The sequence below is a fragment of the Amycolatopsis sp. NPDC049691 genome (assembly GCF_040675005.1).
In the GTDB taxonomy this organism is placed as follows: domain Bacteria; phylum Actinomycetota; class Actinomycetes; order Mycobacteriales; family Pseudonocardiaceae; genus Amycolatopsis.
In genome coordinates this window covers 30,032-43,755 of record NZ_JBFANX010000019.1, presented here as the reverse complement: position 1 = coordinate 43,755, position 13,724 = coordinate 30,032, and the positions used below count along the sequence as shown (strand labels likewise).

The following is a 13,724-nucleotide window of genomic DNA, read 5'->3' as shown; positions in this document are numbered from 1 at the left end:
CAGCGCCCTCGCCCTTGTGGTCTTTCGTGCGGTCCACCGGGCGCGGGCAGCTCACGACCTGCCTAGCTCCCGGTGGATGAAGTCGAAAATTTCGTCGTCCGTCGCGGCTTCGAGCTGCTGGGCGACCCGGGGACGGCCGTCGTCGGACGCCCGCGCTTCCCCCAGCTTGTCCAGCATGGTCCGAAGGCGGCTGGTGATTTGACCAAAGGCGGCATCCTCTGGGGAAACCCCTGAAACCAGCGCCTCGATCCGGTCGAGCTCGGTGAGGACCGAAACTTCCTCGCCGACCAGCGCCGCGAGCAGGAACCCGGCCAGCGCCGCCGGCGTCGGGTGGTCGAAGACCAGGGTGGCGGGCAGCTTCAGCCCGGTCGCCGCGCGCAGGCGGTTGCGCAGCTCCACCGCGGTCAGGGAGTCGAAGCCGATTTCCTTGAACGGCCGGTGCGCGTCGACCTCGCCGGCGCCGGCGTGCCCGAGGACCCGGGCGATGGCGTCGCGGACGTGGTCGAGGACCACGCGCTCCTGCTCGACCGGCGGCAGGCCGGTCAGCCGGCTCGTGAACGACTCCGGGGTCGCCTCCGGTTCCGCCCGCTGGGTTTCGAGGGCCCGGCGGACGGCGGGCAGGTCGTCCAGCAGCGGCCGCGGCCGCGCGGCGGTGAAGCCCCGCACGAACCGGTCCCAGTCGACGTCGGCGACGGTGAGCACGGTCTCGTCGCGGTCGAGCGCCTGCCCCAGCGCGAGCAGCGCCCGCTCCGGCGGCATCGCGCCGACGCCGCGGCGGCGCAGGTGCTCTTCGGCGTCGTGGTCGCCCGCCATGCCCGCGCCCTGCCAGGCGCCCCACGCGACCGAGGTGGCGGTGCGGCCGCGGTCCCGGCGGCGCTGGGCGAGCGCGTCGAGGAAGGCGTTGCCCGCCGCGTAGGCGCCCTGGCCGCCGCTGCCCCAGACGCCGGCGTTGGAGGAGAACAGGACGAACGCGTCGACGTCGTCCAGGAGTTCGTCGAGGTGCGTGGCGCCGTCGACCTTGGCCGCCACCACCTCGGCGAACTCGGCGAGTTCGGTGTCGTCCAGCGCGGTGCCCTGGACGATCCCGGCCGCGTGGAACACGGCCCGGACGGGTGTGCCCGCTTCGGCCAGGCCGTCGAGCAGCGCCCGCACGGCCTCGCGGTCGGCGACGTCGCAGGCCGCGATCGTGGTTTCGGTGCCGAGCCCGGCCAGTTCGTCACGGAGTTCGGCCGCGCCGGGCGCCGCTTCGCCGCGCCGGCTGGTGAGGACCAGGCGCGCCGCGCCGCGGCCGGCGAGCCAGCGGGCGACGTGGGCCCCGACCCCGCCGGTACCGCCGGTGATCAGCACGGTGCCAGACGGCCGCCAGTCGCGAGCCGGGGCACCGTCGCCGAGCGGAGCGGGCACCAAGCGCCGGGTGAGCACCCCGGACGGCCGGACGGCGACCTGGTCCTCGTCGCCCGCCGCGGCGAGGACGCCGGCCAGCCGCCGCCGGTCGCGCTCGTCCGTCGTGGCGGGCAGGTCGACCAGGCCGCCCCAGCGGTCGGCGTGTTCCAGGCCGACGACCCGGCCGAGGCCCCAGACCTGGGCCTGCCCGGCGTCGGTGACCGCGTCGGCGCGGCCGGTGGCGACCGCGCCCGCCGTGGCGAGCCACAGCGGGGCGGTGCTCCCGGCGTCGCCGAGTGCCTGGGTCAGGAGCAGGGTGTTCGCGACGCCGCGCTGCCCGGCCGGGTCGAGCGCCAGCAGCGAAAGCACGCCGTCCACCGGAGCGAGGTCGACCAGGCGCTTGCCGAGCGTGGCCCGGTCGGTGTCGCCGACGGTCACCGGGACGGCGGTCTCGAAGATCCGCGGCGCCGCGTCGAGCCAGGGGTGCTCGCCGCCTTCCGGCATGACGACCAGCCAGGTACCGGTGAGGGGCCGCTCCGGTGTTTCGAGAGGCTTCCACACGATCCGGTAGCGCCAATTGTCTACAGTGGACTGTTCGACCCGGGTGCGCCGCCAGGACGCGAGTGCGGGCAGGACGTCGCCGAGCGGTTCCGGCGCGATCGCGAGGGTACCGGCGAGCGACGTCACGTCCTCGCGGTCCACCGCCGCCCAGAACTGCTCGTCGAGCGGGTCGCCGGCCGGCGCCGCGGGCTGTGCGGGCTTCGGCCAGTAGCGCCGGTGCTGGAACGGGTACGTGGGCAGGCCGACCGTGCGCGTCCGCGGGACGAAGGCCGCCCAGTCGACGGCGTGCCCCTGCGTCCACAGCTCGGCGACCGAGGTCAGGAAGCGGCGCGGGTCGCCTTCGCCGCGGCGCAGCGTCCCGACGACGACGCCGGGGGTGTCGTCGAGAGTCTCCTGGATCGCGCTGAGCAGCACCGGGTGCGCGCTGACCTCCACGAAGAACCGGTGCCCGCGCTCGATGAGCGCCCGGGTCGTGTCGAGGAAGCGGACCGGCTCCCGGAGGTTCCGGTACCAGTAGCCGCCGTCGAGGGTGGCGGTGTCGACCGGTTCGGCGGTCACCGCCGAGTAGAACGGGATGTCGCCCGGGCGCGGCCGCAGGTCCGCGAGGACGCCGCGGAGCTCCTCGCGGATGCCCTCGACGTAGCCCGAGTGGGAGGCGTAGTCGACCGGGATGCGCCGGGCGCGGACGTCCTGGTCCGCGCAGTGGGCGAGCAGCTCGTCCAGCGCGGCCGGGTCGCCGCACACCACCGTCGACGCCGGGCTGTTGTAGGCCGCAATCGCGACCCCGTCCGGCAGGAGGTCCGCGACGCGTCCGGCGTCGAGGGCGACCGAAGCCATGCCACCGTGGCCCGCGAGCCCGGCGGCGATCGCCTTGCTGCGCAACGCGACGACCTTCGCGCCGTCCTCAAGAGACAGTCCACCCGCGACGACCGCGGCCGCGATCTCGCCCTGCGAGTGCCCGGCGACGGCGTCGGGTTCGACGCCGGCCGAGCGCCACAGCGCGGCCAGCGACACCATCACGGCCCAGGACGCCGGCTGCACCACGTCGACCCGCTCCAGGGCCTCCGCGTCACCCAGGACGTCGGTCAGTGACCAGTCCACGTACGGTTCCAGCGCGGCGGCGCATTCGGCGAGCCGGGCGGCGAAGACGGGCTCGTCGAGCAGGCCGACGGCCATGCCCGCCCACTGCGCGCCCTGGCCGGGGAAGACGAACGCCGTCTCGCCGGCGGCCCCGGCGGTGCCCGTGACGACGGACGGCCCCGGCGCGTCCGCGGCCAGCTGCCGCACCCCGTCGCGGTGGTCGGCCAGGACGACCGCACGGTGTTCGAAGGTCGAGCGAGTGCTGACCAGCGACCACGCGATCTCGGCGACGCTGCCGGGCACCTCGGCCAGCGCGGCCGCGCGGTCCCGGACCGCCGCTTCCGAACGGCCCGACAGCACCCACGCGGTCGAGGAATCGTCCACGTCCACCACCGGCGCCGGCTCAGCGGGAACTTCCTCGACGATGATGTGCGCGTTCGTGCCGCTGACCCCGAACGACGAGATGCCCGCACGGCGCGGACCTTCGCGGTCCGGCCACGGCCGTGCCTCCGTCAGCAGGGACACCGCGCCGCTTTCCCAGTCGACGTGCCGCGACGGCTCGCCGACGTGCAGCGTCGCCGGCAGCACGCCGTGCCGGAGGGCCAGCACCATCTTGATCACGCCGGCGACCCCCGCCGCGGCCTGCGTGTGCCCGACGTTCGACTTGATCGACCCCAGCCACAACGGCGTGGCGCGGTCCCGGCCGTACGTCGCCAGCAGCGCCTGCGCCTCGATCGGGTCACCCAGGGTCGTGCCGGTGCCGTGCGCCTCGACGGCGTCCACATCGGACGGTTCCAGGCCCGCGTTCGCCAGCGCCGCCCGGATCACTCGTTGCTGCGATGGACCGTTCGGTGCGGTGAGCCCGTTGGACGCGCCGTCCTGGTTGACCGCCGAGCCCCGGACGACCGCCAGCACCGGGTGGCCGTGGCGGCGTGCGTCGGAGAGCCGTTCGACGAGCACGACGCCGACGCCCTCGCCCCAGCCGGTGCCGTCGGCGTCGTCGGAGAAGGCCTTGCACCGCCCGTCCCGAGCCAGCCCGCGCTGGCGGCTGAACTCCACGAACAGGCCGGGGGTGGACATGATCGTCACCCCGCCGGCCAGCGCGAGCGAGCATTCGCCCGCCCGCAGCGACTGGGCGGCCAGGTGCAGGGCGACCAGCGACGACGAACACGCCGTGTCGACCGTCATCGCCGGGCCTTCGAGGCCGAGCTCGTAGGCGATCCGTCCGGAAAGGACACTGCCGGCGCTGCCGGTGGCGAGGTAGCCGTCGACGCTCTCCTCGCCGAAGTGCAGGGCCGCGGTGTAGTCCTGCCCGTTGGTCCCCGCGAACACCCCGACCGGCGCGCCCCGCACCGACTGCGGGTCGATGCCCGCCTGCTCCAGGGCCTCCCAGGACGCTTCCAGGAGCAGCCGTTGCTGCGGGTCCATGGCCAGCGCCTCGCGCGGCGAGATCCCGAAGAACTCGGCGTCGAACCGGTCGGCGCCGGCCAGGAACCCGCCTTCGCGGACGTACGTCGTCCCGGCGTGGTCGGGGTCGGGGTCGTAGAGCGCGGCGGTGTCCCAGCCGCGGTCGGCCGGGAACTCCGTCACGGCGTCGCGGCCCTCGGCCAGCAGGGCCCAGAGTTCGTCCGGGTTGCGCACCCCGCCGGGGAAGCGGCAGCTCATCCCGACGATGGCGATCGGCTCGTCGGCGTCCTGGGCCAGTGCCACCGGTGCTTCGTCGACCGCGCCCAGCAGTTCCGCGCGGAGGTACCCCGCCAGTGCGGTCGCGGTCGGGTAGTCGAACGCGAGGGTCGCCGGCAGCCGCAGCCCGGTCGCGGTGTCGAGGCGGTTGCGCAGCTCCACCGCGGTCAGCGAGTCGAACCCCAGCTCCTTGAAGGTCCGCCCGGCCGGGACGTCGTCGGCCGAACGGTGGCCGAGCGCGAACGCCACCTGCTCGCGCACCACCTTGAGCAGCAGCTTCTCCGCGTCCGCGGTGGTGGCGAGCTTGTCCTTGAGGGAATCCGTGGCCACCACGGGCCGGACTTCGGGGAGGCCGGCGAGCAGGGGGCTCGGGCGGTGCGCGGTGAGCGCGGCCGCGAACACGTCCCAGTCGATGTCGGCGAGGGTGACGGTCGTGCCGCCGCTCTCGACCGCGGCCCGCAGCGCGGTGATCGCCCGGTCGGGCCGCAGCGGGACGAGCCCGGTGCGGCCGAGGTGCTCCTCCGCGGCCGCCGCCGTGGCCATCCCACCGTCGGCCCACGGTCCCCAGGCGACCGACGTCGCCACCAGGCCCTGGGCCCGGCGCTGCTCGGCGAGCGCGTCGAGGAAGGCGTTCGCGGCGGCGTAGTTGCCCTGCCCCGCCGCGCCGAAGGTGCCCGCGCAGGAGGAGAACAGGACGAACGCGGCCAGGGGGTGCCCGACGGTCAGGTCGTGCAGGTTCTGCGCGGCCACGGCCTTGGCGTCGACGACCTCGGCGAGCCGCGCCGGGGTGAGCGCTTCGAGCACGCCGTCGGCCAGCACACCGGCGGTGTGCACGACGGCGGTCAGCTCGCCGACGGTGTCGAGGGTCGCGGCGAGCGCCGCGCGGTCGGTGGCGTCGCAGGCCAGGACGTCGACCCGGGCACCGAGGGCGGTCAGCTCTTCGCGCAGCTCGGTGGCACCGGGTGCGTCGGGGCCGCGGCGGCTGATCAGGACGAGGTGCTCGGCGCCCGCGCCGGCCAGCCAGCGGGCGACGTGCCGGCCGAGCGCGCCGGTGCCGCCGGTGACCAGGACGGTGCCGCTCGGCTGCCACGGCGTCACCGGGTGCGCCGTGCGGCGGGTCAGCCGCCGGGCCAGCACCGCGGTTCCGCGGAGGGCGATTTCGTCTTCGCCGGTCGCGCCGGCGAGGATCGCGTGCAGGCGGGCGAGCACGGATTCGTCGACGTCGGCGGGCAGGTCGACGAGACCGCCCCAGCGGTGCGGGTGCTCCAGCGCGACGGTCCGGCCGAGGCCCCAGACCATCGCCTGCGCCGGGTCCGGCACGTCGCCCTCGGCCGCGGCGACCGCGCCTCGGGTGACGCACCACAGCGGCGCGTCGATCCCCGCGTCGCCGAGGGCCTGGACCAGCGCGAGCTGACCGTGAACGTCCAAAGCGGACACGACACCGGCGAGGTCCCGGCCGCGCAGGTGCCCGGCGAGGTCGTCGTCGGGGGTGACTTCGAGAACTTCGTCGCAAAGGCGCAGGTCCGTGCCGGCCGGGACCACCGCGAGCCACCGTCCGGACAGGGTTCCCTCGCCGGGGTCGGCGACGGGTTGCCAGGCGATCTCGTACTCGCCGACCGGGGCCGACCGGTGCGTCGACCGGGTTTCCAGCCAGAAGCGCGTGCGCTGGAACGGGTAGGTCGGCAGGGCGACAGGACGAGCGACGTGCCCGGGGTGGGCCGCGCGCAGGACCGCGGTCCAGTCGACGGTGTGGCCGCGCGTGTGCGCGTCGGCCAGCGCCGTGAGGAGGCTCCGGTACTCGGCGCGGTCCTTGCGCAGCACCGGCACCGAGGGGAAGGGGGCCAGTGCCGAGAGCACGCCGTCCGGCCCGAGTTCGAGCGCGCGTGTGACGCCGAGTCCGGCGAGGGTCTCGGTGGCGTCGGCGAAGCGGACGGTTTCGCGGACCTGGCGGACCCAGTACTCCGGGGTGAGCAGTTCGTCCCCGGCGACGCGACCGGACACAGTGGACACGAACGGGATCTTCGGCGCGGTGTAGGTCAGCCCACCGGCCACGCGCGCGAACTCCGCCAGCATCGGGTCCATCGCCGCCGAGTGGAACGCGTGCGAGACGGTCAGGCGGCGGACTTTCCGGCCCAGTTCCGCGAAGTGCCGTTCGACCGCGTCGACGTCACCCGAGACCACCACGGCTTCGGGCCCGTTCACCGCGGCCACGCTCACGCCGTCGCCCAGCAGCGCGGTGACCTCGTCCTCGGTGGCCTGGACGGCCAGCATCGCCCCTCCTGCGGGGAGCGCCTGCATCAGACCCGCGCGCGCGGCCACCAGCCGGCACGCGTCTTCGAGGGACAGCACACCGGCGACGTGCGCCGCGGCCGGCTCGCCGATCGAGTGCCCGGCCACGTGGTCCGGGAGCACGCCCCAGGACTCCAGCAGCCGGAACAACGCCACCTCGACGGCGAACAACGCGGGCTGGGTGTAGCCGGTCCGGTCGAGGAGTTCCGCATCGCCGAAGACGACTTCGCGCAGCGGGCGGTCCAGCTCGGCGTCCAGGTGCACGCACACCGCGTCGAAGGCCTCGGCGAACACCGGGAACCGCTCGTACAGCTCCGCGCCCATTCCGACGCGCTGCGAACCCTGGCCGGAGAACAGGAAAGCGGTCTTCCCCGGCTCGGCCGGCACGATCGGCGCCGGGCCGAAGTCCTCCCCCACCACGACGGTCCGGTACTCGAATGGGGTGCGCGCGGCCAGCGCGAACGCGATGTCCAAGGGGTCGCCGTCGACGGTCGTGAGGCCGTGCGCGGCGTCGCGAACCGCCTGCTCGGTCCGTCCGGAAAGGACCCACGGCAGCACGCCGGGCTCCGGGTCGCGGTGGGCGGCGGGAACCGCGGGCGGCTCCTCGATGATGACGTGGGCGTTGGTGCCGCTGACCCCGAACGACGACACGCCGGCACGGCGCGGCCGATCACCGGACGGCCAGGGCCGGGCCTCGGTGAGCAGCCGGACCTCGCCCGCGGTCCAGTCGACCCGGGTCGACGGGCGGTCGACGTGCAGGGTCTTCGGCAGTGTCCCGCCGCGCAGGGAGAGGATCATCTTGAGCACGCCGACGACGCCGGAGGCCGCCTGCGTGTGCCCCAGGTTCGACTTGACCGAGCCGAGCCACAGCGGGTGCTCGCGGTCGCGGCCGTAGGTTTCCAGCAGCGCCTGAGCCTCGATCGGGTCGCCCAGGCTGGTGCCCGTGCCGTGCGCTTCGACGGCGTCCACATCGGACGGTGCGAGCCCCGCGTTCGCCAGCGCCGCGCGGATCACGCGTTGCTGGGACGGGCCGTTCGGGGCGCTCAGGCCGTTCGAGGCGCCGTCCTGGTTCATCGCCGATCCCCGCAGCAGCGCGAGCACCGGGTGGCCGAGCCGCCGCGCGTCCGAGAGGCGCTCGACCAGCACCAGCGCGACACCCTCGCCCCAGCCGGTGCCGTCGGCCGAGTCGGCGAAGGCCTTGCACCGGCCGTCGCCCGCCAGGCCGCCCTGCCTGCCGAACTCCTGGAACGCGCCCGGCGTCGCCATCACGGTGACGCCGCCCGCGACCGCCATCGACGACTCGCCGGACCGGACCGACTGCGCGGCCAAGTGCAACGCGACCAGCGACGACGAGCACGCCGTGTCCACGGTGACCGCCGGGCCTTCGAGACCGAGCACGTAGGACACCCGGCCGGACACGACGGCCCCGGCGTTCCCGGTGAGCAGGTGTCCCTCGACCTCTTCGGGCGCTTCGGTGTGGCCGGTCGCGTAGCCCTGGGTGCCGCAGCCGACGAACACCCCGGCGGCGCTGCCGCGCAGCGAGCGCGGGTCGACGCCGGCGCGTTCGAACAGTTCCCAGGCGCTTTCCAGCAGCAGCCGCTGCTGCGGGTCCATGGCCAGGGCTTCGCGGGGCGAGATGCCGAAGAAGGCGGCGTCGAACTCGTCGGCGTCGTGGACGAACCCGCCCACGCCGCTCACCTCGCCGAGGTCCCAGCCGCGGTTGACCGGGAAGGGGGTCAGGCCTTCGGCGCCCGCCGCGACCAGGGTCCACAGGTCCTCCGGCGACCGCACGTCCCCGGGGAGGCGGCAGGCCATCGACACGATGGCGATCGGGTCGTCGGTGTCCACCCGGGACACGAGCCGCTCGGCCGCCACGGGGCCGGCGTCGATCAGCTCGTGCCCCAGCCGTGCGGCGAGCCGCCGCGGGTCCGGGTGGTCGAACAGCACGACGGCGGGCAGCTTGAGCCCGGTCGCCGCGACGAGCCGGTTGCGCACCTCCAGTGCGATCAGGGAGTCGACGCCGAGGTCGCGGAAGGCCCGGTCGGGCTCGATCGAGCCGGGTCCGGGGTAGCCCAGCACGGCGGCGGTTTCGGCGCGGACGAGGTCGAGCAGCGCCTCGGCCCGCGCGGCCTCGCCCAGCCCGGAAAGGTAGTGCTTGGCGGATGAATCCGGCGTGCCGGGCTCCTCGACGACCCGGCGGACCTCGGGCAGCTCGTCGAGCAGCGGCCGTGGGCGGGCGGCGGTGAAGGCGGGGGCGAACCGCGCCCAGTCCATGTCCGCGACGGACAGGAAGGTCTCGTCGGCTTCGAGAGCCTGCCGCAGCGCCGTGAGGGCGAGCGCGGGGTCCATCGCGCGGACGCCGCGGCGGCGCAGCTGCTCGCCGGAGCCGTCGCCGGTCATGCCCGGCCCGGCCCACGCGCCCCACGCCACGGACGTCGCGGCCCGGCCGCGGTCGCGGCGGTGCTGCGCGAGGGCGTCGAGGTGGGCGTTGGCGGCGGCGTACGCGGCCTGGCCGCCGCCGCCCCAGACGCCGGCGTTGGAGGAGAACAGCACGAACGCGTCGACGTCCGGCAGGAGTTCGTCGAGGTTCCGCGCGCCGTCGACCTTCGCGCGCAGCGTCTCGGCGACCTCGCCGCGGTCGAGATCGGCCAGCGCGGCCGAGCGGCCCACCCCGGCCGCGTGCACGACGACGCGGGGTTCGACCTCGGCCAGCAGGGCGGCCAGGGCGGCGCGGTCGGCGACGTCGCACGCGGCGACGGTCACCTCGACGCCGAGCGCGGTCAGCTCGTCACGCAATTCGGTGGCGCCGTCCGCGTCCGGGCCACGGCGGCTGGTCAGGACGAGGTGCTCGGCGCCGGCCTCGGCCAGCCAGCGGGCCACGTGCGCGCCGAGCGCGCCGGTGCCGCCGGTGACCAGCGCGGTCCCGCCGGTCCGCCACTCCCCTCGCGGCGGGCCGGCCGGGGCCGGGACCAGGCGGCGGACCAGCACCCCGGACGCGCGGATCGCGACCTGGTCTTCGTTCTGGTCGGCGAGTACCCGGGCCAGGCGGCCGAGCGCGCGCTCGTCGAGGGTTTCGGGCAGGTCGACCAGGCCGCCCCAGCGGTCCGGGTGCTCCAGCGCCACGACCCGGCCCAGTCCCCAGACCTGCGCCTGGTCCGGGGAGGTCAGGCGGTCGGAGCGGCCGGTGGACACGGCACCGCGGGTCAGCAGCCACAGCGGCACCGCGTCCACCGCCCGGACCAGCTCGATGGTGGCGTAGAGGCCGTCCTCGGCGAAGGCGAGCAAGGACAGGACGCCGGTGACGCCTTCGGTGGGCAGCTCCGGCAGCGGGGTGCCGGGCTCCACGGTCAGCAGGACCGGCTCGGCGCCGTGTGCGGCCAGCCCGTCGACGAGATCGCCGGTGGGGTGACCGGTGGGGGCGATGACCAGCCAGCGGCCGGTGAGGTCCGCGTCCGGCGGCGTCGAGGGCCGCCAGGCGATCCGGTACCGCCAGTTGTCCACGACGGACTGTTCCCGGCGGCGCCTGCGGTACTGGGCGAGGGCGGGGAGGACGTCGGTGAGCGTCGCCGCGTCGACGTCCAGGGAGCCGGCGAGCACTTCGGCATCGCCACTGTCCACAGCGGACCAGAAGTCGCTGTCGGCTCCGGCTGCCTTTTGGGCCGGGGTCAGCCAGTAGCGTTCGCGCTGGAACGGGTAAGTGGGCAAGTCCACCAGCCGCGCGCCCGGGAACAGCGCGGCCCAGTCGACGACGGCGCCGCGCGTCCACAGCTCGGCCAGCGACGTCAGGAAGCGCGACAGGCCGCCGTCGCCCCGGCGCAGCGACCCGACGACGACGGGCTCGTCGAGGGTCTCCTGGACGGCCGCGGCGAGCACGGGGTGGGCGCTGACCTCGACGAACGTCGTGTACCCGGCTTCGGCGAGGCCGCGGACGGCCGTGTCGAACCGGACCGTCCGGCGGAGGTTCCGGTACCAGTAGCCGGCGTCCAGGGCGCCGGCCCAGTCGCCGAGCACCGAGGAATAGACCGGGATCGTGGCTTCGCGCGGGGTGATCGGGGCGAGCGCTTCGAGGAGGTCGTCCTCGATGGCCTCGACGTGCGCGGAGTGCGAGGCGTAGTCGACCGGGATGCGGCGGGCGCGGATGCCTTCGGCGACGCAGGTTTCGACGAGTTCGTCGAGCGCGGCCGGCTCCCCGGACAGCACCACCGAGCCGGGGCTGTTGACCGCCGCGACGCTGACCCGGCCGTCGATCCGGACTTCGGTCTCCGGCAACGCGACCGACGCCATGCCGCCCTTGCCCGCCAGTCTCCCGGCGATGAGCTTGCTCCTGAGCGCGACCACGCGGGCACCGTCCTCAAGGGACAGTGCACCCGCGACGACGGCTGCGGCGATCTCGCCCTGGGAGTGCCCGACGACCGCGCCGGGCCGCACGCCCGCCGACTGCCAGAGCGCGGCGAGGGACACCATCACGGCCCAGGAGGCCGGCTGGACGACGTCGACCCGCTCCAAGGCCTCGGCGTCGCCCAGGACGTCGGTCAGCTTCCAGTCCACATAGGACTCCAGCGCCGCCTCGCACTCGGCCAGGCGGGCGGCGAACACCGGGGACTGCCCGAGGAGGTCGACGGCCATGCCGGCCCACTGGGCACCCTGGCCGGGGAAGACGAAGGCGATCTTGCCCGGCGGCGCGGCGACGCCCCGGACCACCTCGGCCGACGGCGTGGCGTCCGCGAGCGCGTCCAGGCCGTGGACGAGGTCTTCGACGGTCTCGCCGACGACGGCGGCGCGGTGTTCCCAGGCGGTGCGGGCAGCCAGTGTCAGGCCGACGTCGTGCGGATCGGCTTTCCCGGCGTTGCGGAGCAGGCCGGCCTGGGCACGCAGGGCTTCGGCGGTGCGGGCGGACAGCAACCACGTTGCCGGGCCTTGCGGCGCTTCGGCCTGCGCGGGCGTGGGCTCGGCTGCTTCCAGGACGACGTGGGCGTTGGTGCCGCCGACGCCGAACGACGAGACGCCGGCCCGCCGGGGCGTGCCGGTCTCGGGCCACGGTGTGTGCTCGGTCAGCAGCTCGATCGATCCCCGCGTCCAGTCGACCTGGGTGGACGGCTCGGTGACGTGCAGCGTGCGGGGCAGTTCGGCGTGGCGCAGGGCCAGGACCATCTTCAAGACCCCGGCCACGCCGGCCGCGGCCTGGGTGTGGCCGATGTTGGACTTGATGGAGCCGAGCCGGAGGGGGTGTTCGCGGTCGCGGCCGTAGGTGGCCAGGAGGGCCTGCGCCTCGATCGGGTCGCCGAGGGTCGTGCCGGTGCCGTGCGCCTCGACGGCGTCCACTTCGGACGGATTGAGGCCCGCGTTGGCGAGCGCGGCGCGGATGACGCGTTGCTGGGAAAGGCCGTTGGGGGCGGTGAGGCCGTTGGAGGCGCCGTCGGAGTTGACGGCGGACCCGCGCAGGACGGCGAGCACCGGGTGGCCGTTCTTGCGCGCGTCGGAAAGGCGTTCGACGAGCAGGACGCCGGCGCCCTCGCCCCAGCCGGTGCCGTCGGCGGTGTCGGCGAACGACCGGCACCGCCCGGAGGCGGAAACCCCGCCCTGGCTGGTGAATTCGACGAAGACGGCGGGCGTGGCCATGACGGTGACCCCGCCGGCGAGCGCCATCGAGCACTCCCCCGCGCGCAGGGCCTGCACGGCGAGGTGCAGCGCGACGAGCGACGACGAACAGGCGGTGTCGACGGTGACGGTGGGGCCCTCGAGGCCGAAGGTGTAGGCGAGCCGCCCGGAGGCGACCGAGACGGCGCTGCCGGTGAGCAGGTGGCCGCGGACTTCGTCGGGGAGGGTGTCGAAGTCGGTGGAGCCGTAGGCCTGGTTGCTGCAGCCGATGAAAACGCCGGTGTCGCCGGCTTTCAGGGTGTCCCGGTCGAGCCCGGCGCGTTCGAAGGTCTCCCAGGCGACTTCGAGCAGCAGGCGTTGCTGCGGGTCCATGGCGAGGGCTTCGCGCGGGGAGATGCCGAAGAAGCCGGGGTCGAAGTCGGCGGCTTGGTCGAGGAAGCCGCCCTCGGCGGTGTTGCTGCCGGCGAGTTCCTCGGCGGTCCAGTTGCGGTCGGCGGGGAAGGCGCCGATGGCGTCGGTGCCGTTCTTGAGGAGGTCCCAGAGCTGGTCGGGGTCGGTGACACCGCCCGGGAAGCGGCAGCCCATGGCGACGATGGCGATGGGTTCGGTGGCGGCTTTGGCGAGCCGGTCGTTCTGTTCGCGCAGCCGCTTGTTGTCCCGCAAGGACGCCCGGAGCGCTTCGACGACCTTGTCCTTGTCCTTGCCCTTTTCGGCAGACAGTGCCACCAGGTACCTCCGGGTTCACGGCGTGGTCGCCTCGAGTGAACCGCATGCGGGACCCGCAAATCCCTAAAGTTGGCGGTCGCGGGCCGAGCTGTCCCCAGGCCGGCGCGGTTGTGGACAACTGCGGCTCGTGGGGCGGCTTTCCGGACGGTTCGTCGGGGGTGGGCGATAGGCTGGATCGGGGTCAGCCCCCAGGGATGGGTGGGGTTTGGTCTGGGGCTGGGGTGGCCCGCGGGGCGGGAACTGGGGCATGAGGTCGGCTTGGCAGGCCTCCTCCTGGCAAGCGTGGGCCTGGCAACCGTGGGGCTTGGCAGGCCGGCTTGGCAAGCGTCAACCGGGCAGGCTTGCGGCGGTGCGATCGGCCGAGCGCACCTCTGCCAGCCGAGCGGGCTCGGCCAGCAGAGGTA

Annotated in this window: 1 protein-coding gene; it reads right to left on the bottom strand. The window is 74.7% G+C overall.

Annotated features, from left to right (window positions below):
- Positions 1-51: 51 nt before the first annotated feature.
- A complete protein-coding gene (locus AB0J40_RS34630) occupies positions 52-13,320 on the bottom strand; it encodes a type I polyketide synthase (RefSeq protein WP_364461744.1) in 13,269 nt (4,422 codons plus the stop codon).
- Between the last annotated feature and the right edge of the window lie 404 nt (positions 13,321-13,724).